We start from the raw sequence: 25,995 nt of genomic DNA on the forward strand, positions 1-25,995 counted from the left end.
GATGCCTGAAACACTACCGGCGGCTGTCGCAGAGGCGATCCCGCCCCATTTACGCCGACGTTCCCGTGGTCTTTTTGCGGGACTCGGCGGTGCGTGGGTGATCGGCTTGTCGGTGCTGGTGTCGCTGCTGGCCCTGCTGCCGATCGCTTTTGTCATCGGCGTGTCCTTCGAGACTGGCTGGTCGAGCCTGGTGCCGCTGGTGTTGCGGCCACGGGTCGGCGAGTTATTGATCAACACCCTATTGCTGGTGGTGATCACGATTCCCTTGTGTGTAATGCTCGGCGTGGCCCTGGCCTGGCTCACCGAGCGTACCGATCTGCCGGGGCGGCGCTGGTGGTCGTTGTTGGCCACGGCGCCGCTGGCAGTCCCCGCCTTCGTCCACAGCTATGCCTGGGTCAGCCTGGTGCCACCGATTCACGGCCTGTTTGCCGCCGTTCTGGTGTCGGTGATCGCCTACTTCCCGTTCCTGTACCTGCCCATTGCGGCCTCCCTGCGGCGGATCGATCGACCATCGAAGATGTCGCAGAGTCTCTGGGGCTCAAGCCCTGGGCGGTATTTTTCCGGGTGGTGCTGCCGCAATTGCGCCTGGCCATCTGCGGCGGCGCCTTGCTGGTGGGGCTGCACCTGCTGGCCGAATATGGCCTGTACGCGATGATCCGCTTCGACACCTTTACCACGGCGATCTTCGATCAGTTCAAGTCAACCTTCAACGGGCCAGCCGCCCATATGCTGGCCGGGGTGCTCGCCTTGTGTTGCCTGGCGATGCTGACCGTCGAATCGGCCGCGCGTGGCCACGCACGCTATGCCCGCGTCGGGTCGGGCAGCCCCCGCGAACAGCGGATCGTGCGCCTGTCTGCCGGGCCAACCGTACTGGCGCTGACCTTGCAAATCGTGACCTGCGCCCTGGCGCTGGGGGTGCCGTTGATCACCTTGGGCAAGTGCTGATCGCTGGCGGCCACGCAAGTCTGGCAATTGTCCGAGCTGCTGCCGGCGCTGCAACAGACCGTGCTCCTGGGCATCAGCGGCGCGCTATTGACCACTTTGGCGGCCATCCCGATTGCCTGGCTGTCGATTCGCTCGCCGGGCCGGCTGCAGCGCGTGCTGGAAAGCTGCAACTACATCACCAGTTCGTTGCCGGGGATTGTCGTGGCCCTGGCGCTGGTGACCCTCACGATTCAATTCGCCCGGCCGATTTACCAGACCACCATCACGGTGCTGCTGGCTTATCTGCTGATGTTCTTGCCCCGGGCGCTGGTGAGTTTGCGTGCCGGTATTGCCCAGGCACCGATCGAGTTGGAAAACATGGCCCGCAGCCTCGGTCGGTCGCCCGCCCGGGCGCTGTGGCTGATCACCTTGCGCCTGGCCGCACCGGGCGTTGCCGCGGGGGCCGCGCTGGTGTTCCTGGCGATTACCAATGAACTGACGGCCACCCTGCTGCTTGCGCCGAACGGTACGCGCACCCTGGCGACCGGGTTCTGGGCGTTGACCAGCGAAATCGATTATGCCGCCGCGGCGCCCTATGCCCTGCTGATGATCGTGCTGTCATTGCCGCTGACCGGCATTCTTTATCATCAATCCAAGCGAACGGCGGGCCGATGAACGCTCTCGATCTGCACTCGATCTGCAAATCCTATGGTGCCCAGACGGCCCTGGAAAACGTCAGCCTGTCGGTACCCGCGGGCAGCCGCACAGTGATTGTCGGCCCTTCGGGCTCGGGCAAGACCACCTTGCTGCGCATGATCGCCGGCTTCGAATTTCCCGATTCGGGCCGCCTTCTGCTCAATGGCCGCACGCTGGTCGACAGCACCCATGAGGTGCCCGCCCACCAACGATTGATCGGTTATGTGCCTCAGGATGGTGCCCTGTTCCCGCACATGACCGTCGCCGCCAACATCGGCTTCGGGCTGTCGACCCGGGGCCTGGAAAAACAGGCGCGTATCGCCGAACTGATGGACAGCGTGGCGCTCGACGCCAGCATGGCCAAACGTTGGCCCCACGAGCTTTCCGGCGGCCAGCAGCAACGGGTGGCCCTGGCGCGCGCCCTGGCCCAGCAGCCGCGGCTGATGCTGCTGGACGAACCGTTTTCGGCACTGGACACCGGCTTGCGCGCCGCCATGCGCAAATTGGTCGCGCGGCTGCTGGCCGATGCGGGTGTCACCACCATTCTGGTCACCCATGACCAGAGTGAAGCGTTGTCGTTTGCCGATCAGCTGGCGGTGATGCGTCAGGGCCGACTGGTGCAGTCGGGTCATCCGCTGGACCTGTACCGCTATCCCGACGATGAACAGACCGCCCTGTTTCTCGGCGATGCGGTGGTCATGCCGGCACGGATCGAAGCGGGCTGGGCCCATTGCGACCTGGGGCGGATTCCGGTCAACAATCACCGCAACAACCAATGCGCGCAGATCATGTTGCGGCCCGAGCAATTGCACCTGGTCAGCATCCAGACCCATCCGAAAGAGGCCCTCGGCTGCCGTGCCGTGGTGACCGAGCGCGATTTCAGCGGCAATACCTGCACCTTGACCGTGGAGTTGCAGTCGCACAAAAGCGCGCAACAGCCAGGCCGATCCTTGATGGTGCGCAGTTCCGGGTTGTATGCGCCCCCCATGGGCAGTGCCGTTCACGTCTCGATGATCGGCCACGCCCACGTGCTGAGCGAAGCCTGAACCCCTGCCCTCACAGATCGAAGCGATCAACCGCCCGACGCCGCTCGTTGTCATCGCGCACATCGTAGTTGGCGGTGGTTTGAATGTTGCTGTGATGCGCCAGCTTCTGGGCGATCGACAAGTCATGCTCCTCGATCACCCGGGTAATGAACGAGCGCCGAAAGTCATGGGGCATGATCTTCACCCCGACTTGCGCGCCGCGCTGGCGGGCAATGTAATAGATCGCGTGCTTGGTGATGCGTTCGCGGGTGATGTGACTGCCGCGGCGGATGCGATTGAACAGGAAGGGATCGTCCTCTTCGCCTTCCTTGAGTTGCGAGCGGCGCAGCTCCAGCCAGGCATCCAGTTTGGCGAAGGCCCAGGCCGGTGCGTACTTGATCAACTGCTTGTTGCCCTTGGCGGTGACCCGCAGGCTGCGTTCGGCGAAGTCGACCTGATTGAGGTCCAGGTTCACCGATTCCGACTTGCGCATCCCCGAGCCGTACAGAATCCCGATGATCGCCGCGTCCCGCAGGCCTTGTGGCCGAGGATCGGCGGCGCAGACCGCCATCATCTCCTGGATCAGCGAGCGCCGCAGATTGCGTCCCTGGGACAGCCGGGTGCCGGAGATGCCCTTGACCGAGCGCATTTTCAGCAGGTGTTCCTGACTGATCAGGCTCATGCGCCACGCCTCGTTCATCACCCCGCGCACGGCGTTGACGTACAGCGACGAGGTGTTGGGCGCGTAGCCATCCGCGCGCAAGGTGGCCACCAGCGCGATGACATCTTCGGGCTGCAACTCATGCCAGGGGATCTCCTCGACATTCATGTCTTCGAAACCCAGGCGGTCGGCCGCGTCCTGCAAGACGTAGCGCATGGTCAACTGGCTGGACGGGGCCAGTCGCGCCAGGTACAGGGTCAGCGGATTGATTTTTGGCGTAGGGGCAACAACAGCGGGTAAGTCAGTCAAACGAAACGGCCTTGAATGAAAAGTCCAAAGGAAAAGCACAACGATAGATGAAAAACTGGCGGTTACGCTGCCGGGCGTGGCCGGGAATGTGAATTGTCGCGCCCGGCAGGTCAAGGTTAACGCGATAGATGAACTGAAACATGGCGCTGCTACTCCTGAATGGGTGTCGATCAGGACAGGAGAGCCTCCATGAAAATCAGTGTGTTCGGTAGCGGTTACGTGGGCCTGGTGCAAGCCGCCGTCCTGGCTGAAGTCGGCCACGACGTGGTGTGCATGGACATTGACCCGCAGAAAGTCGAGTTGTTGCAGCAAGGCCATGTGAGCATTTTCGAACCGGGACTGGCCGGCCTGGTGCGGGAAAACCTGGACGCCGGGCGGCTGCAGTTCACCACTGACGAGAAACGCGCGGTGCAACATGGCCAGGTGCTGTTCATTGCCGTCGGCACACCGTCCCGGGCCGATGGCTCGGCGGATTTGCGCCAGGTGATGGCAGTCGGTGAAGCCGTGGCGCGTCATCGCGAACTACCGGTGATCCTGGTGGAAAAGTCCACGGTCCCGGTGGGCACCGGCGATGCCTTGCGTGCGCATATCGACAAGTACCTGCTCAAGGTCGGCCGGCTGCTGCAGTTCGATATCGTCTCCAACCCGGAGTTTTTGAAGGAAGGCTCTGCGGTCGCCGATTGCCGGCGCCCGGACCGGATCATCATAGGCTGCGAACGCGATGACATACGCGAGGTGATGCGTGACCTCTATGGGCCGTTCAACCGCAATCACGACCGCATCATGTTCATGGACCTGCGCAGCGCGGAACTGACCAAGTACGCCGCCAACTGCATGCTGGCGACCAAGATCAGCTTCATCAACCAGATCGCCGAACTGGCCGAACACCTGGGCGCCGACATCGAATCGGTACGGCTGGGCATCGGTGCCGACTCGCGCATCGGTTACCACTTCATTTACCCCGGCTGCGGTTACGGCGGCTCGTGTTTCCCCAAGGACATGCGTGCCTTGATCCACAGCGCCGCACAAGCGCATTGCTCCAGCGACCTGCTGCAAGCGGTGGAGGCCATCAACCAGCGGCAGAAACACAAGCTGTTCGAGCGGATCAACGCGTTCTACCAGGGTAACTTGCGCGGCAGGACCTTTGCCCTGTGGGGCCTGGCGTTCAAGCCCAACACCGATGACATGCGCGATGCGCCGAGCCGGGTGCTGCTGGAAGCGCTGTGGGCCGCCGGGGCCAATGTGCGGGCGTTCGACCCGGAAGCCATGCAGGAAACACGGCGGTTGTATCCCGATCAATCGAAGTTGATGCTGATGGGTACCCCGGAAGCGGTTTTGGTCGGTGCCGACGCGTTGATCATCTGCACGGAATGGCAGCAGTTCAAGGCGCCGGATTTCAACCTGATCCAGCAGCGGCTCAACCGGCCTGTGATCTTCGATGGCCGCAACCTGTATGACGCCGAACGCCTGGCGCGCGCCGGTTTCATGTACTTCCCGATGGGGCGCGGTGAATCGCGCAAATTGCCGATTCCGCTGCAACAATGGCCCGTGGCGCACGTCGTCGCCCAATAACCAAACACGCCCCCCCTTGTAGGCGCTGGCTTGCCAGCGAAGGCGGCCTCAAGCCCTGCATCGCCCATGCAGACGCCTTCGCCAGCAAGCCGGCTCCTACAGGGATTCGGCGTAGACCACCATTCATTTGTACACCGGTGATCCCTTGTAGGAGCTGGCTTGCCAGCGAAGGCGGCCTCAAGCCTTGCAGCGCCCATGCAGACGCCTTCGCCGGCAAGCCGGCTCCTACAGGGGGTTGGCGTTGACCCCAAATGGATGAACAATCAAGCGGGCACTTTCAAGTCAACGCCCAACGCCTGGGCAAACGCCTTCACCAGCGGACTGCGCACGGTGTTGTGGCGCAGGATCAGGTTGAACGGCGTATCGATGTGGATCAGGTCCGGGCGCACGGCTCGAAATTGCCCCTGGGCCACCAGCGAGGCGGCGTAATGCTCGGGTAGAAAGCCTACGAAACGCCCGGTCTTGATCAACAGCGCCACCGCTTCGACTTGGGTCGCAGAGGCCGAAGAGCTGTCGTAACGGGCAAAATTCAGTTTGTCGCGATGTATCGCATAACGGTGGTTAATGCACTCGTAGTCCTTGAGCACATTACTGCTCATATCCGCCTCCGGCAGGGTGAACAACGGGTGGCCGACAGCGCAGTAGACGTGTGAGCGCTCTTCATACAGCGCGTAGTAATCGAACTCTTCCCGACGCTGATAAACCGGGACGATCCCCGCCAGCAACCGCCCCTCTACCACGGCCCTTTCCACCTCATCCAGTTGCGAGGTCTGAAGTTGTAATCTTACTTTGGGCGACGCTTCGTTAATCCGTCCAAGTGCAGCAACTAACGGCGAATGGGCATCGGAAATCGTATTGTCGATAACTCCCACGCCAAGGTCGCCAATAAGTTCGTTTTGCGCTGAACTAAGGCGATCCCGAAAGTTATCGACCGAGGCAAACAGATCAATGGATGCCTGATACACCAGACTGCCTTCTTCGGTCAGGTGAAAGCCTTCCCGGCCCCGAGTGCACAGGCGCATGCCGATGCGAATCTCAAGGTCGGAAATCTGTTTGCTGATGGCTGCCAGCCCCACATTCAGCTCGTTCTGGGCTGCACTGAAGCCTCCGGCCTCAACCACCGCCTTGAACACCTTGAGCAATTTGAAGTCCAGGCCACTGAGGGTCAGCGGTGCCCGATGCGACGTTTTCGGCGGCGGGTTTCCGGAATTGGAAAGTGGGGTTTCCATAATGCTTATTTACCTCTGGCGCCCTATTCAACACTCTGTGCACAACAACAAAAACACAGCTGGCCAATAATAATGAACACAGAAAACCAGGCTTGGCAACCGCTAATAAATTGCGCCCATCAGTGCCAACTCACTGATTTCGAACTGTTAAAAGCTGACATTTTGATCAACTTCCACCGCTTCGCAACTGCCCTCTTGAACACAGCTTAGACCGCGCCACACCCTGGTTATTTCCAGCGTGCATTGCGCCCTTTGCACACCGCTCCCTGTAGGAACCGGCTTGCTTGTAGGAGCTGGCGTGCCAGCGAAGCTCCTGGCCACACCACTATTTACGTCCGAGCAACGACGAGGAAAACAACAATGTCCCAACCCACCGACCGTCTCTGGGGTGCCCGCTTCAAAAGCGGCCCGTCCGAAGCCCTGGCGGCACTGTCCCGTTGCCCTGAACGCTATTTCCGGCTCACCCCGTACGATCTCGCCGGTTCCCAGGCTCATGCCCGTGAACTGCAACGCGCCGGGCTGTTGAGCGAGCAGGAAACCCAGACCATGCTCGACGCCCTGGAACGCATTGGCGCTGACTTCCGCGCCGGCAGCATCGCCCCGACCCTGGACGACGAAGACGTCCACACCTTCATCGAACGCGTGCTGACCGAACGCCTCGGCGCCCTGGGCGGCAAACTCCGCGCCGGTCGTTCGCGCAACGACCAGACTGCCAACGACCTGCGCCTGTTCCTGCGTGATCACGTGCGCACCCTGGCCGTTGAAGTCCTGGCCTTGCAGCACGCCCTGGTGGATCAGGCCGAGCAACACGTCGAGAGCATCTGCCCGGGTTTCACTCACCTGCAGCAGGCCCAGCCGATCGTCTTCGCGCACCACTTGCTGGCCCACGCCCAAGCCATGCTGCGCGATGTGCAGCGCCTGGTGGACTGGGACGCGCGCACCTCGCTGTCGCCACTCGGCGCGGCGGCCATGGCCGGCTCCGCCATTGCGCGCCTGCCGCAGCAGTCGGCCAGGGAAATGGGCTACAGCGGTGTCTGCGAAAATTCCATCGACGCCGTGGCCAGCCGCGATCACGTCGCCGAATTCCTGTTTATCGCCAGCATGCTCGGGATCAATATTTCCCGCCTCGCGGAAGAATTCTGCCTGTGGTCGTCCCGGCAATTCCGCTGGGTCGCCCTGGACGATGCCTACGCCACCGGCAGCTCGATCATGCCGCAGAAGAAGAACCCGGACATTGCCGAACTGGCTCGAGGCAAGGCTGGCCGCCTGATCGGCAACCTGACTGGCCTGCTGTCGACCCTCAAATCCCTGCCGCTGTCGTACAACCGCGACTTGAGTGAAGACAAGCACAGCGTACTCGACAGCGTCGACACCTTGCTGCTGGTGCTGCCGGCCATGGCCGGAATGGTCGCGACCATGACGGTCAATGTCGAAGAGCTGCGGCGTCAGGTGCCGCTGGGCTTCACCCTCGCGACCGAAGTCGCCGACTGGCTGGCCATGCGCGGCGTGCCGTTCAAGGAGGCCCACGAAATCACCGGTGCGCTGGTCCAGGCCTGCGAGAAACATGACATCGAACTGTGGGAAGCCTCGCCGGCGCTGTTGGCGGAGATCGATCCGCGTCTGACGCCCGAGGTGCGTGACAGCCTGACCCTTGAAGCCGCTATCGCTGCGCGCAGTGGCTGGGGCGGAACCGCGCCGCAACAGGTGCGCGAGCAGATCGGCCGCTTGAAGACCGCCCTTGCCGCGCAGCAACAATGGACCGAGAACTATCAGGGTTTCCGGCTCTGATCGACGACGCAAGACCCTTGTAGGAGCTGGCTTGCCAGCGAAGGGGCCGGGTCAGTCGACATCAATGTTGAATGACCCACCGCTTTCGCTGGCAAGCCCGCTCCTACACAGGGATCGCGGTTGGCCTGAATTACCAAGTGTACGGAGAAGCAACATGAGCCAGACTCAGGCAGAACGACTCCAGGCGGAGCGCAAACTGGCGGAAAACCAGTTTGATATCACCCAGTATCACCATGTGCCACGGCGCTATTACGGGCGAATCTTTTTCGCCACCGTGATCGTCATCGCCATTCTCGGCCTGGTTCGGGCCTTCGCCGAAGGCAAGATCGAATGGTCGTACATCGGCCAGTTCCTCACCTCCCAGGCGATCATGTGGGGGTTGCTCAACACCATCGTCATGGCGGTCCTGGCGATGGCCCTGGGCATCGTCTTCGGGGTGATCACGGCGATCATGCGCATGTCGGCCAATCCGATCCTGCGCTACGTCGCAGTGACCTACACCTGGCTGTTTCGCGGTACGCCGCTGATCCTGCAACTGCTGTTGTGGTTCAACCTGGCGCTGATCTTTCCCACCATCGGCATCCCCGGCCTGTTCGAAATGGACACCGTGAGCCTGATGACACCCTTCGTCGCGGCCCTGCTCGGCTTGAGCATCAACCAGGGCGCCTACACCGCCGAAGTGGTGCGTGCCGGCCTGTTGTCGGTGGATACTGGCCAGTACGAAGCCGCCAAGTCGATCGGCATGCCGCGCCTGCAAGCGCTGCGCCGGATCATCCTGCCCCAGGCCATGCGGGTGATCATTCCGCCGGTGGGCAACGAATTCATCGGCATGGTCAAAATGACCTCCCTGGCGAGCGTCATCCAGTATTCGGAACTGCTCTACAACGCCCAGAACATCTACTACGCCAACGCCCGGGTCATGGAGCTGCTGATCGTCGCCGGTATCTGGTACCTGGCCACCGTCACCGTGCTGTCCTTCGGTCAAAGCCGACTGGAGCGTCGTTTCGCTCGCGGCGCCGGCAAGCGTTCTTGAGGAGTCCGACATGAGAAACATCGTCAAGGCCGTGAGCCTGAACAAGTACTACGACCATTTCCACGCACTCAAGGACGTCAACATCGAAGTCGAGCAAGGCGAAGTGCTGTGCATCATCGGCCCTTCCGGCTCCGGCAAGAGCACCTTGCTGCGTTGCATCAACCAGTTGGAAAGGATCGACAAGGGCGGCCTGTGGGTCGACGGCGAACTGGTGGGCTACCGCATCGCCGGCAATAAACTGTACGAGCTCAACGAATCGCAGATCGCCCGGCAACGCCTGTCCACCGGCATGGTGTTCCAGCGTTTCAACCTGTTCCCGCACATGACTGTGCTGCAAAACATCATCGAAGGGCCGTGCCAGGTGCTCAAGCGCTCGCCCAAGGAGGCGCATGAAGAAGCCGTGGAACTGCTCGCCCGCGTCGGCCTGGCCGACAAGCGCAACAGCTACCCGATTGAACTGTCGGGTGGCCAGCAACAACGGGTGGCCATTGCCCGCGCGTTGGCCATGCGTCCCAAGCTGATGCTGTTCGATGAACCCACTTCGGCACTCGACCCGGAACTGGTCGGTGAGGTGCTGTCGGTGATGCGCGACCTGGCGCAGACCGGCATGACCATGATCGTCGTCACCCATGAACTGGGCTTCGCTCGCGAGGTGTCCAACCGCATGGTGTTCATGGACGGCGGACAGATCGTGGAGGCTGGAAGCCCCGAAGAAATACTAATAAGTCCGCAAAACCCGCGCACCCAAAGCTTCATTTCTGCCGTTCGAACCTAGGTGCCGCGCTTGGCAAACAAGCGCCGCCTCACAACACTCATAAGAGAACGACCATGAAGAACTTGATTATTCCAGCAGTACTCGCAGGCGTCATGGCTTCCGGTTTTACCTGGGCCGCCGAGCTACCGGCCAGCATTAAGGAAAAAGGCGAGGTCGTGGTAGCGATCATGCCGAACTACCCGCCGATGGACTTCAAGGACCCGGCCACCAACACCCTCACCGGGCTCGACTATGACCTGGGCAACGCGCTGGCCGAACGCCTGGGCGTGAAGATCAAGTGGCAGGAAACCGGCTTCGAACAGATGATCAACGCCTTGACCACCGACCGTGTGGACATGGTGATGTCGGGCATGACCGACACGGCCGAACGCCAGGCCAGTGTGACCTTCGTCGACTACTTCACCAGCGGGCCGCAGTTCTACACCTTGCAGAAGAACAAGGACACCAACGAGATCATCGACCTGTGCGGCAAAAAGGTCGGCACCAGCCGCCGCACGACCTTCCCGGCGGAAATCGCCGCATGGAGCAAGGCCAATTGCGAAGCCGCCGGCAAGCCTGCGATCAATGTGATCGGCACCGAAGGCTCGGCCGACGCCCGTGCACAGCTGCGCCAGAGCCGTATCGATGCGGCGATGCAGGGCAGCGAGACCTTGTCGTACCTGAAGACTCAGGAAAAGGACATGTACAAGACCGTGGGCCTGCCGATCTCCGAGCAGTTCACCGGGCTGGGCGTGAGCAAGAAAAAGCCCGAGCTGAGCGAGGCGGTGAAGGTTGCGTTGCAGAGCATGATCGATGACGGGACCTACCAGACGATTCTGAAGAAGTGGGACCTGGAATTGGGCGCGATCAAGACCGTGACCATCAACGCCGGTAAATAAACCTGTAAGGGCTTGTTACATCCCTTGTGGGAGCGGGCTTGCTCGCGAATGCGGTATGTCATCCAACATCAATGCTGACTGACAGGGCCCCTTCGCGAGCAAGCCCGCTCCCACAGGTTTCGCGTTTTACCTATAGATGAATGGAGCACCATGATGTCCTCCTCGCGAAATCCCACCTGGCCCGCCCCACACAAAGCCTGCCTCGCCCTGGCCTTCGACCTCGATGGCCCCACCGGCGATGCCATGCTCAACGGCTCGATCTGGCGTAAGCCCGAATACTTCGGTTTCGGCGGTTACGGCCCTTATCGGGCGCTGCCGAGGATTCTCGACCTGCTCGATGAATTCCGGATCCCGACGACGTTTTTCGTCCCCGCCTGGGTGGTGGAGAACTGGCCAAGACAGTGCCAGGCCATTGTCGAGCGCGGACATGAGGTGGCCTACCACGGCTACAAACACGAATCCTTTTACGCCCTGACGCTGGAACAACAAAAGGACGTGATGAAAAAATCCCGCGAGGTGTTCTGGCAACACCTGCACATTCGCGCCGAAGGTTTCCGCACCCCGTCCGGCGACTGGCGCGCCGAGACCCCGGCGATGCTGGTCGAGGCCGGCGTGACCTACTCCAGCAGCATGCGCGGCGATGACCGGCCGTACCTGGTCAAGGTGCCGGGCTTTGCCACACCGCTGGTGGAAATCCCCGGGCGCTGGGAAATGGACGACTACGCCTCCATCGCCTATACCCGAGCGCCAGACTTTCCTTGCGGCCTGGACCGCACCGCCAGCTACGCGCTGACCCTGGACAACTGGTGCCGCGAATACGACGGCGCGATGAACGAAGGCCTGTGCCTGACCACCCTGTTCCACCCCAAGATCACCGGCAAACCGGGGCGTATCCTGCTGCTGGAAAAACTCTTCGAACACATGCGTCAGCGCGATGACGTGTGGTTCGCCACCTGCCGCGATGTCGCCCGCTGGTGGCTCAAGGAGCATCACCATGGCTGATTCCACCGTCTGGCCCAAGGGCTACCGCTGCGCCGTGGTGCTGACCGTCGATTACAACGATGTCCACGGCATCCTGACGCAAGCCCCTGAAGTCGCCGGACGCGACAAGACGCTCTCGGTCTGGCGTTATGGCAGCCAGCGCGGCGTCGAACGCTTGCTCAGGTTGTTTGCAGAGTTGGGCGTACCCAGCAGCTGGTGCATTCCCGGGATCGTCGCCGAGGAAAACCCGGAACACATTCGGGCCATCCAGGCGGGCGGCCACGACATCGCCTGCGCCCGCTATCGCCATCAAAACTACGACACCCTGGACCTGGCCGCGCAGAGCGCCGAGATCGCCAAGGGGTGCGCGGCGTTGACGGCCCTGACCGGCCAGCGTCCGACCGGGTTTCGTATTCCGGCCGGCAATGGTGCGCCGGGTTTCATCGAGGCGTTGAAAGACCACGGCATTCGCTGGTCCTCATCCTGGCGCGGCGATGACTTGCCTTTCGCTCACCCGACCGCGCCCGAGGTCATCGAACTGCCGCTGCACTACGAACTGGAAGACGAACCCTACTTCGCCTTTAACCTCAGCCCCGCCGTGCCACCGGCGCAATCGCGGATCGCGTCTTACAGCCACACTTTGGGCAACCTGCAAATGGACTTCGCCGGGTTTCACCGGTTTGGCTTGTGTTATGTGCTGCGGCTGCACCCGGAGATCATCGCCACGCCTGGGCGGATCGGCGTGCTGCGCGAGTTGCTTGAGGGGATTCAACAGCACGATGACGTGTGGATTGCCACGGGCGCCGACGTCGCCCGGTGGTGGGCCGAGTCGGCGGCACCGTTGACCGAGGATCATCCCGCTTCAGTGTATGAGCGGCATTACCGGGATTACCTTGCATGAATGCGCGGATGCAATGCCTGTCTCTGGTTGAACTGGAAGCCGTTGAATTGACTATCGCATTGCCTGACCCGGCCCCTTCGCGAGCAGGCTCGCTCCCACAGTTGAAATGCATTCCCCTGTGGGAGCGGGCTTGCTCGCGAGTGGCGGCGACCCGGTATCAAGCCGAACACCATAGAATCTGAATAAGGACATTTGCCCCACCGTGGCCACTTACTCACTCGTTATCCGCCGATTGATGATCGTTTCACTGACCATCGTCGTCAGCCGTGCCATCACCAGCCCGCTGCTCACGCTGTTCCTGAGCAATAAACTCGGCCTCAACCAACAGGACGTCGGTTTGCTGCTGGGCATCGCGGTGTTCATCGCCACGTTGCTCGCGCTCTACGGCGGTTACATGATCGACCGCCTCGAGAAGCGCCGGCTGCTGATCCTTGCGATGCTCTCCAGCGCCATCGGCTTCGTGCTGCTGACCTTTGCCGACAACCTCTACCTGACCACCGCCACCCTGGTGATCACCGAAACCGCCTCGGCACTGTTCCTGATCGGCTCAAAGGCGATCCTCAGCGAAAACCTGCCCGTGGGCCAACGTGCCAAGGCGTTTTCCCTGCGTTACACCTTGACCAACATCGGCTACGCCATCGGCCCGATGTTGGGCGTGGTGATAGCCGGCGTATATCCGATCGCACCCTTTCTGATCGCCGGCGGTATCGCCTTCTTCAGTATTTTCCTGATGATCGGGATACCGAAGGACTCGGCCGTGGCGCCGGCCATCGGCCAACCCCAGAGTTTTCTGAAAACGCTGGTCACCCTGAAAAACGACCGCACGCTGATCATGTTCACCTGCGGCTGCCTGCTCAGTACCGTGGTCCACGGCCGCTACACCCTGTACCTGTCGCAATACCTGCTGGTGACCCAGGATTCCAAGCGAGCCCTGCAAACCATGGCCGCCCTGCTCGCCTGCAACGCCATCAGCGTGATCCTGCTGCAATACCAGATCGGTCGTTTCCTCAAACGCGAACAACTGCGCTACTGGATCGCCGGCGGCACCAGCCTGTTCATCGTCGGGCTGATCGGCTTCAGCCTGGCCGACAGCCTGGTGTCCTGGTGCGTAGCAATGTTCATCTTCACCCTCGGTGAAATGATCATCTACCCCGCCGAGTTCCTCTTCGTCGATACCCTGGCGCCAGAGGAACTGCGCGGCAGTTACTACGGCGCACAGAACCTCGCCGCCCTCGGCGGGGCCTTGAGTCCGGTAATCTGCGGTTACCTGCTGCTGCACTCCCCTGCGCCTACCATGTTCTATGCCTTGAGCGCGCTGACGGCCATGGGCGGGTTCCTGTGTTTCATGAGTGGGCGTCGGGTCGCCATACTTCAGAAATAATGAATTGAAGCTTCATTAATATGAATTTGTCAGCATCAGGATTGAACGGCACACTGTGCCGGTTCCTCCCCCAATAGTTGGAACACCTTCAAGGGCTTTCTGGGTATCCCAGCTAAGCCTTTTTTTTGCCTCGATTTTTTCTACGGATCCTGTGCCTCATGCTTGCTCGCTGGTTACCCGCTGCCATCAATACCCGTCCTTCCGAATGGAGCCGCGCCGCCATCGGCATGTCCCTGGGCACGATGTTCAGCGTCTGGGTCTGCAGCCAGGTATTCGGCATGCCAGTAGCGCAGCATCTGATCGGCCCGCTGGGCGCCTCGGCCGTGTTGCTGTTCGCCGTGTCCTCTGGCGCGCTGGCCCAACCCTGGTCGATTCTGGGCGGGTATTTGAGCGCCGGGGTGGTTTCGTTGCTGGTCGCGCATGTGCTCGGACGGACCCTTGGCAGCGCGTGCCTGGCAGCGGGCATGGCGCTGATTCTGATGTGCTGGCTGCGTTGCCTGCATCCGCCTGCCGGAGCGCTGGCGTTGCTGATGGTGCTGGCGGACCCGGCGACCATCGCCCTGGACTGGAAAGCCCTCGGCCCGGTGATGCTCAGCGGCTCGACCATGCTGCTCTGCGCCCTGGCCTATAACAACCTGACACGCATCCGTTACCCCAAGCGTGCCAGCGAACCGGTTGCCGTGGTGCCGGCCGATCACTTGCCGATCGACAACCAGGCCATCACTGCCCAAGACCTGAAACTGGCCCTGGCGGAGATGGAAGCGTTCTTCGACGTGACCCCCGAAGATCTGGAACAACTGATCCATATCAGTGAGTTGCACGCCAAACGTCGCAGTATTGGTGAAGTGTTTTCCAAGAAAGGTTGAAGTTCAAAAGATCGCAGCCTCTGCAGGAGCTGCCGCAGGCTGCGATCTTTGGATCTGGCGTTAAGGCAAAAACGCAAACTGACCCTGCACATATCCCGGTTGTACATCACAAATTTGCACTGGTACGATCCAGCATCGCTCGCGTGCGAGCTTGTCTGTAAAGAACAATAAAAGCAGGGAGTTACTGATGACTGCTCAGGTTTATTCTCCGGGGACTACGTCCATGGATGCCACGCAAAACGAAGTGCTGGCCGAAGTTCGCAACCATATCGGTCACCTGACTCTCAATCGCCCCGCCGGCCTCAATGCCCTGACCCTGGACATGGTGCGCACGCTGCAGCGTCAGCTCGACGTCTGGGCGCAGGACTCGCAGGTGCATGCGGTGGTATTGCGCGGTGCGGGCGAGAAGGCTTTCTGTGCCGGCGGCGATATTCGCTCGCTGTACGACAGCTTCAAGAACGGCGACACCCTGCACGAGGACTTCTTCGTCGAGGAGTACGCCCTCGACCTCGCGATTCACCACTACCGCAAACCGGTCCTGGCGTTGATGGACGGTTTCGTCCTGGGCGGCGGCATGGGCCTGGTGCAAGGCGCCGACTTGCGGGTGGTCACCGAGAAAAGCCGTCTGGCGATGCCCGAAGTCGCGATCGGTTATTTCCCGGACGTCGGCGGCAGCCACTTCCTGTCGCGGATTCCTGGCGAACTGGGCATTTATCTCGGCGTCAGCGGCGTGCAGATCCGTGCGGCGGACGCGCTCTATTGCGGCTTGGCCGACTGGTATCTGGACAGCAGCAAGCTAGGCACCCTGGACGAGCAGCTCGATCGGCTGCAATGGCAAGACTCGCCGCTCAAGGACCTGCAAGGCTTGCTGGCGACGGTTGCGGTGCAACAACTGCCTGACGCGCCGTTGAGCGTATTGCGCCCGGCCATCGATCACTTCTTCGCCCTGCCCGATGTGCCGAGTATTGTTGAGCAACTGCGTGAAGTAACGGTCGCCGACAGCCATGAGTGGGCCGTGGCCACCGCCGACCTGCTGCAAAGCCGTTCGCCGCTGGCCATGGCTGTGACCCTGGAAATGTTGCGCCGCGGTCGGCACCTGAGCCTGGAAGACTGCTTCGCCCTTGAGCTGCACCTGGACCGGCAGTGGTTCGCGCGCGGCGACCTGATCGAAGGCGTGCGCGCCTTGCTGATCGACAAAGACAAGAGCCCGCGCTGGAACCCGCCGACCTTGCAGGCGCTGGACGCCGGGCACGTCGCGAGTTTTTTCAGCGGGTTCGACCCAAGCCGGAGCTGAGCCATGCACGATATCGAATTGAGCGAAGAACAAGTCATGATCCGCGACATGGCCCGGGACTTTGCCCGCGGCGAAATCGCGCCCCACGCCCAGGCCTGGGAAAAGGCCGGCTGGATCGACGATGGCCTGGTCGCGAAAATGGGCGAACTGGGCCTGCTGGGCATGGTGGTGCCCGAGGAATGGGGCGGCACCTATGTCGACTGCGACACCTACGCCCTGGCCGTGGAAGAAATCTCTGCCGGCGACGGCGCCACCGGCGCGCTGATGAGCATCCACAACTCGGTGGGCTGCGGACCGGTGCTGAACTACGGCAGCGAAGAACAGAAACAGACCTGGCTGCCGGACCTGGCGCGCGGCCAGGCCATCGGCTGCTTCTGTCTGACCGAACCCCAGGCCGGTTCCGAAGCCCACGCCCTGCGCACCCGCGCCGAATTGCTCGATGGCCAGTGGGTCATCAACGGCGCCAAGCAATTCGTCAGCAACGGCAAACGGGCGAAACTGGCGATTGTCTTTGCGGTGACCGATCCGGATCTGGGCAAACGCGGCATTTCGGCGTTCCTGGTGCCCACGGACACGGCAGGTTTCATCGTCGACCGCACCGAACACAAGATGGGCATCCGCGCTTCCGATACCTGCGCGGTGACCCTGAACAACTGCACGATCCCCGAAGCCAACCTGCTCGGCGAACGCGGCAAAGGCCTGGCCATCGCCCTGTCGAACCTCGAAGGGGGCCGCATCGGGATTGCGGCGCAGGCGTTGGGGATTGCGCGTGCGGCGTTTGAAGCGGCGCTGGCCTATTCGCGGGATCGGGTGCAGTTCGACAAACCGATCATCGAGCACCAGAGCATTGCCAATATGCTGGCCGATATGCACACGCGCCTGAACGCGGCGCGGTTGCTGATCCTGCATGCCGCGCGCCTGCGCAGTGCCGGCAAACCTTGCCTGTCGGAGGCCTCACAGGCGAAGCTGTTTGCCTCGGAAATGGCCGAGAAGGTCTGTTCGTCGGCGATGCAGATTCACGGCGGGTATGGGTATCTGGAGGATTACCCGGTGGAGCGTTATTACCGGGATGCGCGGATCACGCAGATTTATGAAGGGTCGAGCGAGATACAGCGGATGGTGATTGCCCGCGAACTGAAAAATTATCTGGTGTGATGCCCTAAAGCTTCGCTGGCGAGCCAGCTCCTACAGGGGAATGCGTACCCCTGTAGGAGCTGGCTTGCCAGCGAAAGCGTCCGCAAGAACGCTACATCACTTCCCTTTGAATTCAGCCTCACGCTTGGCAATAAACGCCGCCATCCCTTCCTTCTGATCCTGCGTCGCAAACGCCGCATGGAACACCCGACGCTCAAAGCGCACGCCTTCCGACAGGCTCACTTCAAAGGCGCGGTTGACGCTCTCCTTGACCATCATCGCAATCGGCAGCGACTTCGCGGCAATCTTGGCCGCGACTTTCAGTGCTTCTTCCAGCAGTTCATCCGCCGGTACGATCCGCGCGACGATCCCGCAACGCTCGGCTTCCACCGCGTCGATCAGGCGGCCGCTGAGGCACATTTCCATGGCCTTGGCCTTGCCCACGGCGCGGGTCAGGCGCTGGGTGCCGCCCATGCCCGGGAGCACGCCGAGGTTGATTTCCGGCTGACCGAACTTCGCGTTGTCACCCGCCAGGATGAAATCGCACATCAACGCCAGCTCACAACCACCGCCCAAGGCAAAACCGTTGACCGCGGCGATGATCGGCTTGCGGCGGTTGGCCACGCGGTCGCTGTCGCTGAACAGATCGTCAAGGTAGATCTGCGGGTAGGTCAGCTCGGCCATTTCCTTGATGTCGGCGCGGCGGCGAAGGCTTTTTTCGAGCCAGTCAGCACGATGCAGCCGATATTCGAGTCGGCCTCCAGGCCGTCGAGGGCCTGGTTCAGTTCGCTGACGATCTGCGCATTCAACGCGTTCAACGCCTGCGGACGGTTGAGGGTAATCAAGCCCACGCGACCCTGGGTTTCCAGCAAAATCGTTTCGTAACTCATGTATGACTCCGTTTATAGATTGCGCGAAATGACCATGCGCTGAATATCGCTGGTGCCTTCGTAGATCTGGCAGACACGCACGTCGCGATAGATCCGCTCCAAAGGGAAATCGTTCAAATAACCGTAACCGCCAAGGGTTTGCAAGGCCGATGAGCATACCTTCTCGGCCATTTCCGAGGCGAACAGTTTGGCCATCGATGCTTCGACCAAGGCCGGTTTGCCGCTGTCACGCAGCGCTGCAGCGTAATGCACCATCTGCCGGGCCACGGCGATCTGGGTGGCCATATCCGCCAGGCGGAACGCTACGGCCTGGTGTTCAATGATCGGCTTGCCGAAGCTCTCGCGCTCGCGGGCATAGTCGCGGGCCGCTTCGAACGCGGCACGGGCCATGCCCACCGATTGCGAGGCGATGCCGACACGGCCGCCTTCGAGGTTGGCCAGGGCGATCCGGTACCCTTCGCCCTCCTCGCCCAGACGGTTGGCCAGCGGCACTTTCACGTCTTCGAACAGAATCTGGCAGGTGTCGGACGCGTGCTGACCCAGCTTGTCCTCGACCCGTGCGACTTTGTAGCCTGGCGAGTCGGTCGGCACGATGAACGCGCTGATGCCTCGCTTGCCGGCAGCCGGATCAGTCACGGCGAAGACGATCACCACCCCGGCGTTTTGCCCCGACGTGATGAACTGCTTGCAGCCGTTGAGCACGTAGTGGTCGCCGTCCAGCCTGGCGCGGGTTTTCAGGCCACTGGCATCGGAGCCGGCCTGGGGTTCGGTCAGGGCGAAGGCACCCAGCATCGCGCCGCTGGCCAGCGGTTTGAGGAAGCGCTCTTTCTGCTCGTCGTTGCCGTACTTGAGGATCGGCACGCAGCCCACCGAGTTGTGTACGCTCATGATGGTCGAGCAGGACCCGTCACCGGCGGCGATTTCCTCCAGGGCCATGGCGTAGGCCAGGTAACCGGTGTCGCAACCGCCCCACTCTTCCGGCACCAGCATGCCGAAGAAGCCCAGCTGTGCCATCTCGCCGATGCTTCCTTGGGGAAGCGGTGTTCGCGGTCCCATTCTGCGGCGAACGGTTTCAGCCGTTCCTCGGCGAACTGCCGGGCCATATCGCGGATTTGTTGTTGGTCGTCATTGGGGATCATGGCCAGTCCTTAAAAAATAAGCCGAATGCGAAAATCTGTAGGAGCTGGCTTGCCAGCGAAGAGGCCGTGTCAGTCGACATTAATGTTGAATGACACACCGCATTCGCTGGCAAGCCAGCTCCTACAGGGATTGGTGTCAGCCTCAGTACAGGCATTCCACGGCCATGGCCGTCGCTTCACCGCCACCGATGCAGATCGCCGCAACACCACGCTTCAGGCCTTTCTGGCGCAGGGCCGAGAGCAGGGTCACGAGGATCCGCGCACCGGACGCACCGATCGGGTGACCCAGGGCGCAAGCGCCGCCGTGCACGTTGATCTTCTCGTGGGGGATTTCCAGTTTGGTCATGGTCACCAGGCTGACCACGGCGAAGGCTTCGTTGACTTCCACCAGATCGACTTCGTCCAGGGACCAGCCGGTTTTCTGCATCAGTTTCTTGATCGCGCCCACCGGAGCCACCGGGAACAAGCCGGGGGTATCGGCAAACGCGGCGTGGCCGTGAATCACCGCCAAGGGTTTCAGGCCGCGCTTCTCGGCTTCGGAACGGCGCATCAGCACCAGTGCCGCGGCGCCGTCGGAGATCGAACTGGAGTTTGCCGCAGTGACCGTGCCACCGTCGCGGAACGCCGGTTTCAGCGAGGCGATCTTGTCCAGCCTGGCTTTCGGCGGCTGCTCGTCGTGGCTGATCAGCACCTGCTCTTTGCCGACGGTCACGGTGAGCGGCACGATCTCGTCCTTGAAGCTGCCGTCCTTGATCGCCTGCTGTGCGCGGGTGGTCGAGGCAATGGCAAACGCGTCCTGGGCTTCACGGGTGAAACCGTGGGTTTCGGCGCAATCCTCGGCGAAGGTGCCCATCAAGCGGCCCTTGTCATAGGCGTCTTCCAGGCCGTCGAGGAACATGTGGTCGAGTACGCGACCGTGGCCCATGCGGTAACCGCTGCGCGCGCGGTCCAGCAGGTACGGCGCGTTGGACATGCTTTCCATGCCGCCGGCGACCACCACCTCGGCGCTGCCGGCCACCAGCATGTCATGCGCAAGAATGGCCGCTTCCATGCCCGAGCCGCACATCTTGTTCAGGGTGGTGCAGCGGGTCGATTTGTCCAGGCCGGCGCCGAGGGCGGCCTGCCGTGCAGGCGCCTGGCCGAGGCCGGCGGGCAGTACGCAGCCAAACAGCACTTCTTCAACCGCATCCGGCGCAATACCGGCGCGTTCAACCGCGGCCTTGATCGCTGCCGCACCGAGTTGCGGTGCGGTCAGGCTTTTCAGTTCGCCCTGGAACCCGCCCATCGGGGTGCGGACGGCGCTGACGATAACAATTGGATCGTTGGCAATAGTCATGACAAATCCTCTTTACTTGGCGGCCATGCGCAAGGCGCCGTCGAGACGGATCACCTCGCCATTGAGCATGCTGTTTTCAATGATATGCCTGACCAGGCCGGCATACTCGTCCGGTTTGCCCAGGCGCGGCGGAAACGGCACGCCGGCGGCCAGCGACGCGCGGACTTCCGGAGTCATGCCAGCCATCATCGGCGTTTCGAAAATCCCCGGGGCGATGGTCATCACGCGGATACCGAAGCGCGCCAGTTCACGGGCGGCGGGCAAGGTCAGGCTGACGATCGCGCCTTTGGAGGCCGCATAGGCGGCCTGGCCGATCTGGCCATCGTATGCCGCTGCGGAGGCGGTGTTGATGATCACCCCGCGCTCGCCATCGGCATCCGCTTCGGTCTCGGCAATCGCCGCCGCCGCCAGGCGCAGCATGTTGAAGCTGCCGATCAGGTTGACGTTGATCACCTGGCTGAAATTGGCCAGCACATGCGGGCCGGTCTTGCCGAGGATTTTCTCGCCACGCACGATGCCGGCGCAGTTGACCAGGCCATTGAGCCCGCCGAACGCCTTGACCGTGGCCTGCACCGCGGCTTCGGCCGCCGCTTCGCTGCTGATATCGGCCACCACGCTGTGCGCGCCAAGACGTTGCGCCTGAGCGGCAACCGCCTCGGCGTTCATGTCCACCAGCATGACTTTTGCACCGGCCGCGACCAGCATTTCAGCGGTGGCGGCACCGAGACCGGACGCACCGCCGGTGACGAGAAAAACCTTGTTTGCGATCTGCATCATGGTGTCCTTGGATTCAAGCTGAAGGGTTCTTCGCCGCAGCCTCTTGAGCCTTGGCGATCTCCTGGTTGCGCAAGATAAAGCGCTGCAACTTGCCGCTTGGGGTTTTCGGCAACTCGCTGACAAATTCGATTTCACGGGGGTATGAGTGCGCGGCCAGGCGCTTGCGCACGTGTTGGCGCAGTTCTTCGGCCAACTCCGGCTCCGGGCGGTATTGCGCGCTGAGCACCACGAAGGCCTTGACCAGTTCGGTGCGCTCCGGGTCGGGTTTGCCGACCACCGCGGCTTCGACCACCGCCGGGTGTTCGATCAGCGCGCTTTCGACGTCGAACGGGCCGACCCGGTAGCCGGAGGTGGTGATCACATCGTCACTGCGGCCGACGAAGCTGATGCTGCCGTCCGGGTTCCACTCGACGGTGTCGCCGCTCAGGTAATAGTTGCCGATGAAAGCCTTGGTCGGCGCACCTTCGTAACCGCCGAACCAGCACATCGGCGACTGGGTGCGATCGATGGCCAGGATGCCTGGTTGGCCGACGCCGAGTTCCTTGTATTCCTCGTCCAGCACCACGACGCGATGGCCCGGCGAGGCGAATCCGGCGGCGCCCATGTGGATCGGATGCTCCAGGCCATGGTGATTGCACAGCACCATGCCCAGTTCGGTCTGGCCGTAATGATCGTGGATCACCACGCCGAGGTTGTCGGCGAACCAGCGGATCACTTCCGGGTTCAGCGGCTCGCCGGCACTGCTGACGATGCGCAGCTTGCCCTTGATCGAGCGGGCGAACTCGTTGCCACCGGCGATCAACAGGCGATAGGCAGTCGGCGAGCCGGTGAGGTTGGTGATCGCGTATTTGTTGATCACCCGGCAGGTGCTTTCGAGGGTGAACGGACCATCGTAGAAGGTGATCGGGTGGCCCATTGACATCGGCCCGGTGACACCGAAATAGATGCCATAGGCCCAGCCCGGATCGGCGACGTTCCAGAACGCATCTTCAGGGCGCAAGTCCACGGCGTCACGGGTGTAGCTCTGGAAGGCAACGATGGCCTTGAGCGGCACCGACAGCGCTTTGGACGGGCCGGTGGTGCCCGAGGTGAACATCAGCAGGAACGGGTCTTCGCCGGTCAGCAGCACCGGTTCGCACAGGGAGGAATAATTGGCCAGTTCGGCCCAGAGACTGTAATCGCCCCGGACGATGCCCTGGCCCTTGGGGCCAGCAACGGTGACGATGGTCGGACAGTCGGCCACTTCACTCAGTTTCGAGCGATTGACCGAGTCGGTGACCACCACTTTGGCGCCGGAGCTGCTCAGGCGGTGTTCGATGGCCTTGGGGCCGAACGCGGTGAACAACGGCTGATAGACCGCGCCGATGCGCCAGGTGGCGAACACGGTGATCAGCAACTCGATGTTACGCGGCAGCAGGCCGGCGACCTTGTCGCCCTTCTTCACGCCCTGGGCCAACAGAAAATTGGCGAATCGCGCCGCCTTGTCCTGCAAGTCGCTGAAGGTGTAAGTCGCGCTGGCGCCGTCGCGGCCTTCCCAGAACAGCGCGATGCGCCCCGGCAAGGCATGCCGGTCGCAACACTCGACACAGGCGTTGAGGGCCGTCAAATCGCCCGCGAGTGCGGCGTCGACGGTGTGCTGGTAATCGAACTGTGACGTGGCAGACAAGTAATCGCGCATTGCCAGAATCCCTGTGTCTTCTTATTAGGTTGGGGGGAACCGTAAGTAACAGGGAAATAGTCGCTCTGTGCGGGGAGCGGGACAATAGTCAAAGCTATCAAGTTGTGTGACTGGTTTGGCCAAGATCCAAAGGATGTGTTGCCTGGACTGACGCCTTCGCTGGCAAGCCAGCACCGCAAAGTCCGAATCAGCCAGCCTCGTTAAGAATCAAACTCCGGTAATGCCCCGGATTCGACCCCGACCACTTGCGAAACGCCTTGTAGAACGAGCTGGTATCGGCAAACCCCAGACGCGTGGCAATCTCGGCAAAGCTGATGGCCGGCTCGGCCAGCCACACGATCGCCAACTCCTTGCGCACGCTGTCCTTGAGGCCCTGATAGGTCTGCCCTTCTTCGGCCAGGCGCCGGCGCAAGGTCGAGGCCGACATGCGCAGCTGCTGCGCCAGCGCCTCGGTCTCGGGCCAGCGTTCGGCCGGCAATTGCCGTAAATCGTGCTTGATCCGGCTGGCCAGGCTTTCCGGGTCGCGGTACTTGACCAGGATATTGGCAGGGGCGTGCGCCAGGAAACGCTTGAGTTCTTCAGGGCTGCGCTTGATCGGCAAATCCAGGCATTCGGCGGAGAAGATCATTCGCGTGCGCGGCCGATCAAAACGCAGGTTTTCCGAGAACATCACCTGGTAGTCATCGCAGAAGTCCGGTTGCGGGCAGCGCAGTTCGATGGCCAGGATCGGAATCCGCCGCCCCGCCAGCCAACAGGCCACGCCGTGAACGATCATCCAGTAGGTGAAATAGGTGAAGGCCCGACGCGGGTCCTGGTCGTCCTCCAGCAGCACGATTTCCGCCAGGCTTTGCTGGCGCACCAATTGTGCGGGCAGGTGTTCCAGCATCAGCGACAGAAAACCCAGGCCCGAGGTCAGGCCGGCGGCCAGGCTCGGTTGGACCATGGAGCAACGACAGAGAAACTCCAGGCTGCCGGATTTGAGTTTGCGCGGGTCCATGCCAAAAAACTCGTCATCCCGGCGCCGGGCCAGCAATCGCCACAGGCGCGCATACGCAGTGGCCGGGACACGGGCGTCGGCGGTCTGCTGCAGTGCCGGATCGATGCCGACCTTGTCCAGCACCTCTTCGGTGGCAGCGCCCGGGGCGCAACTTTGCAGCAGCGCTTCCACGCACAGCTGCATGGAAATGGTGTCTTTTTCCGACATTTAGAGAATCCGGTAGAGCAACCGCTCGATCCGCACCCTGCTCACGCGCTTGAGAAACTTGGCCACCGCCGGCGGGTATTCCAGCAGTGTGTCCAGCGCCTGATAGCGCTCGATGCGGCGGGTGTGCTGGAAAATCTCGTCCAGTTCTTTTTGCCGCGGCTCAAGCAATTCACCGTTGGGGTCATCGATCAGCAGCGCGTTTTCCAGGTCCAGACGGAATGCCCGCGGGTTGAGATTGTTGCCGGTCAACAAGGTGTAACGCTGATCGATCCACATGCCTTTGAGGTGGTAGGTGTTGTCGCCGTCCTTCCACAGGTGCAGGTTCAACAGACCGCTGTCGATGCTGCGATGATGTCGCTTGGCGAAGCGCCGCAGGCTGATTTCGTACAGGTACGGCAGCGCCGCGATCACCTTGAACGGTTCGCTCGGCGGGATGTAGAAATCGTTGGCGGTCTTGTCCCCGACCACGATGTCGATTTTCACCCCTCGCGCCAGTGCCCGGTTGATTTCCCGGGTGACGGCCAGCGGCAGGTTGAAGTACGGTGTACAGATGGTCAGTTGATGCCGGGCACTGGCGATCAACTCGCAAATCACCCGGCTCAACGGATTGTTCTTGCCCACGCCGAGCAACGGACTGACGGTCAAGCCGTCTTTGACGGTAGTGCCTGTGGTGGTGTCGTACGCCGCGTGCTTGAGGCGGCTGCGCAGGTCACCGATGTCGTTGCGCAGGCTGCGGGTGGTCGGCAGATTCGGCAGGTCCAGGCGATGCACCGCCTTGGAGGCCATCAGGCCATGCTGGATCAGATGCTGCATCGAATCGGCCAGCGCGCTGTTGTGCAGCAGGTGATAACGGTCGTAGCGGTATTTGTCGAACTTGTGCAGATAGACGTTGTTCAGACTGGCGCCGCTGTAGATTACGCAGTCGTCGATCACAAAACCCTTCAAATGCAGGACGCCGAACAGCTCTCGGGTCTGTACGGGAACGCCGTACACCGGAACCACGCTGTCGCGGGTACGGGTGGTTTCCTGATACCAGGCGGAGTTGCCCGGCTGCTTGCCGGCGCCTATCAAGCCACGCTGGGCACGCAGCCAGTCGACGACCACCACCACGTCCAGCTCCGGACGCGCCAGTTTGGCGGCGTGCAAGGCATCGAGGATTTCCTGGCCCGCTTCGTCCTGCTGCAGGTAGAGCGCGACGATATAGATGCGCCGGGTCGCCTGGGCGATTTTTTCCAGCAGGCAACGGCGGAATTCGGCAGCGCCTGAGAGGATAGTGACGGCATCGGCGGTCAGCGGAAAACTGCGCAGTTTGGGCAGCAGAGAGCGTTTGAAAAGCGACGGCATAGGGCTCGCAATGGGTCGAATCCGAAGAGGTTGAGAGCTTACACCATGGATGGGGTTGGGTCTTGCTTGAGCCTTGTTTGGGTTTGTTTGGGTTTGTTTGGGTTTTGATGGTGTCTGTTCTGGCGCCTTCGCTGGCAAGCCAGCTCCTACAGGTGATCGCGTTCCCCTGTAGGAGCTGGC

Annotated in this window: 20 protein-coding genes and 3 pseudogenes; 13 read left to right on the forward strand and 10 right to left on the reverse strand. The window is 61.8% G+C overall.

All coding sequences use genetic code 11. The features are described 5' to 3' along the window. The first annotated feature begins 1 nt into the window (after position 1). Both BZ163_RS20540 and BZ163_RS20545 read left to right on the forward strand, forming a co-directional pair. Positions 2 to 1,599: pseudogene (locus tag BZ163_RS20540) on the forward strand (ABC transporter permease). Then, on the forward strand, positions 1,596 to 2,666 hold the full coding sequence (locus tag BZ163_RS20545; RefSeq protein WP_128872367.1) for an ABC transporter ATP-binding protein: 1,071 nt from the start codon (positions 1,596 to 1,598) through the stop codon (positions 2,664 to 2,666). The pseudogene BZ163_RS20540 and the gene BZ163_RS20545 overlap by 4 nt, the downstream one beginning before the upstream one ends. A 10-nt stretch (positions 2,667 to 2,676) precedes the next feature. Here the strand turns inward: BZ163_RS20545 and xerC are convergent, their stop codons facing one another. Both xerC and BZ163_RS34915 read right to left on the reverse strand, forming a co-directional pair. Then, positions 2,677 to 3,615 carry a tyrosine recombinase XerC gene (gene xerC, locus BZ163_RS20550; protein WP_368991019.1) on the reverse strand — a complete coding sequence of 313 codons (939 nt, stop codon included), beginning with the start codon at positions 3,613 to 3,615 and terminating at the stop codon, positions 2,677 to 2,679. Continuing rightward, positions 3,608 to 3,757: a hypothetical protein gene (locus BZ163_RS34915; RefSeq protein WP_161599974.1), complete on the reverse strand. Its 150-nt coding sequence runs from the start codon at positions 3,755 to 3,757 to the stop codon at positions 3,608 to 3,610. Before BZ163_RS34915 ends, xerC begins: the two co-directional genes overlap by 8 nt. A 47-nt stretch (positions 3,758 to 3,804) precedes the next feature. Between BZ163_RS34915 and BZ163_RS20555 the strand changes: the two genes are divergently transcribed. Continuing rightward, a complete protein-coding gene (locus BZ163_RS20555) occupies positions 3,805 to 5,187 on the forward strand; it encodes a UDP-glucose/GDP-mannose dehydrogenase family protein (protein ID WP_128872368.1) in 1,383 nt (460 codons plus the stop codon). Between the two features lie 263 nt (positions 5,188 to 5,450). Here the strand turns inward: BZ163_RS20555 and BZ163_RS20565 are convergent, their stop codons facing one another. Further along, positions 5,451 to 6,416, reverse strand: a complete 966-nt coding sequence (locus BZ163_RS20565) for a LysR family transcriptional regulator (protein ID WP_128872369.1) — start codon at positions 6,414 to 6,416, stop codon at positions 5,451 to 5,453. Positions 6,417 to 6,776: 360 nt separating this feature from the next. On the opposite strand from BZ163_RS20565, the gene argH reads away from it, so the two are divergent. The 10 genes from argH to BZ163_RS20620 all read left to right on the forward strand — a co-directional run bounded on the left by argH (position 6,777) and on the right by BZ163_RS20620 (position 17,468). Beyond that, entirely contained in the window at positions 6,777 to 8,204 is a 1,428-nt protein-coding gene (gene argH / locus BZ163_RS20570) for an argininosuccinate lyase (protein ID WP_128872370.1), read from the forward strand. Between the two features lie 154 nt (positions 8,205 to 8,358). Then, positions 8,359 to 9,237, forward strand: a complete 879-nt coding sequence (locus BZ163_RS20575; protein ID WP_046047004.1) for an amino acid ABC transporter permease — start codon at positions 8,359 to 8,361, stop codon at positions 9,235 to 9,237. A gap of 10 nt (positions 9,238 to 9,247) precedes the next feature. Further along, positions 9,248 to 10,012, forward strand: coding sequence for an amino acid ABC transporter ATP-binding protein (locus BZ163_RS20580; protein ID WP_128872371.1), 765 nt, complete (start codon positions 9,248 to 9,250; stop codon positions 10,010 to 10,012). A 53-nt stretch (positions 10,013 to 10,065) separates the two neighbouring features. Continuing rightward, a complete protein-coding gene (locus tag BZ163_RS20585; RefSeq protein ID WP_128872372.1) occupies positions 10,066 to 10,890 on the forward strand; it encodes an ABC transporter substrate-binding protein in 825 nt (274 codons plus the stop codon). Between the two features lie 153 nt (positions 10,891 to 11,043). Beyond that, positions 11,044 to 11,892, forward strand: coding sequence for a polysaccharide deacetylase (locus tag BZ163_RS20595; RefSeq protein WP_128872373.1), 849 nt, complete (start codon positions 11,044 to 11,046; stop codon positions 11,890 to 11,892). After that, the gene (locus BZ163_RS20600) at positions 11,885 to 12,772 is read left to right on the forward strand and encodes a polysaccharide deacetylase (protein WP_128872374.1); all 888 of its coding nucleotides are present in this window, start codon (positions 11,885 to 11,887) and stop codon (positions 12,770 to 12,772) included. The genes BZ163_RS20595 and BZ163_RS20600 overlap by 8 nt, the downstream gene beginning before the upstream one ends. A 202-nt stretch (positions 12,773 to 12,974) precedes the next feature. Next, entirely contained in the window at positions 12,975 to 14,153 is a 1,179-nt protein-coding gene (locus BZ163_RS20605; protein ID WP_128872375.1) for an MFS transporter, read from the forward strand. Positions 14,154 to 14,311: 158 nt separating this feature from the next. Next, positions 14,312 to 15,019 carry an HPP family protein gene (locus BZ163_RS20610; protein ID WP_128872376.1) on the forward strand — a complete coding sequence of 236 codons (708 nt, stop codon included), beginning with the start codon at positions 14,312 to 14,314 and terminating at the stop codon, positions 15,017 to 15,019. A gap of 187 nt (positions 15,020 to 15,206) precedes the next feature. Beyond that, positions 15,207 to 16,313: an enoyl-CoA hydratase/isomerase family protein gene (locus BZ163_RS20615; RefSeq protein WP_128872377.1), complete on the forward strand. Its 1,107-nt coding sequence runs from the start codon at positions 15,207 to 15,209 to the stop codon at positions 16,311 to 16,313. A gap of 3 nt (positions 16,314 to 16,316) precedes the next feature. Continuing rightward, positions 16,317 to 17,468, forward strand: coding sequence for an acyl-CoA dehydrogenase family protein (locus tag BZ163_RS20620; RefSeq protein ID WP_128872378.1), 1,152 nt, complete (start codon positions 16,317 to 16,319; stop codon positions 17,466 to 17,468). A gap of 96 nt (positions 17,469 to 17,564) precedes the next feature. Here BZ163_RS20620 and BZ163_RS20625 read toward each other — a convergent pair. From BZ163_RS20625 to pssA, 7 genes and pseudogenes are all read right to left on the reverse strand, one after another. Continuing rightward, positions 17,565 to 18,337: pseudogene (locus BZ163_RS20625) on the reverse strand (enoyl-CoA hydratase). A 12-nt stretch (positions 18,338 to 18,349) separates the two neighbouring features. Then, positions 18,350 to 19,476: pseudogene (locus BZ163_RS20630) on the reverse strand (acyl-CoA dehydrogenase). A gap of 142 nt (positions 19,477 to 19,618) precedes the next feature. Beyond that, positions 19,619 to 20,812: an acetyl-CoA C-acyltransferase gene (locus tag BZ163_RS20635; RefSeq protein WP_128872379.1), complete on the reverse strand. Its 1,194-nt coding sequence runs from the start codon at positions 20,810 to 20,812 to the stop codon at positions 19,619 to 19,621. A 12-nt stretch (positions 20,813 to 20,824) separates the two neighbouring features. After that, positions 20,825 to 21,586, reverse strand: coding sequence for an SDR family NAD(P)-dependent oxidoreductase (locus tag BZ163_RS20640; RefSeq protein ID WP_128872380.1), 762 nt, complete (start codon positions 21,584 to 21,586; stop codon positions 20,825 to 20,827). Positions 21,587 to 21,602: 16 nt separating this feature from the next. After that, positions 21,603 to 23,267, reverse strand: a complete 1,665-nt coding sequence (locus BZ163_RS20645) for an AMP-binding protein (RefSeq protein ID WP_128872381.1) — start codon at positions 23,265 to 23,267, stop codon at positions 21,603 to 21,605. 187 nt (positions 23,268 to 23,454) lie between these two features. Next, positions 23,455 to 24,471 carry an AraC family transcriptional regulator gene (locus BZ163_RS20650; protein WP_128872382.1) on the reverse strand — a complete coding sequence of 339 codons (1,017 nt, stop codon included), beginning with the start codon at positions 24,469 to 24,471 and terminating at the stop codon, positions 23,455 to 23,457. Next, complete coding sequence (gene pssA / locus BZ163_RS20655) at positions 24,472 to 25,815, reverse strand: CDP-diacylglycerol--serine O-phosphatidyltransferase (protein WP_128872383.1); 1,344 nt, start codon at positions 25,813 to 25,815, stop codon at positions 24,472 to 24,474. Positions 25,816 to 25,995: the final 180 nt, after the last annotated feature.

It is taken from the genome of Pseudomonas sp. VI4.1 (genome assembly GCF_002029345.1).
In the GTDB taxonomy this organism is placed as follows: Bacteria; Pseudomonadota; Gammaproteobacteria; order Pseudomonadales; family Pseudomonadaceae; genus Aquipseudomonas.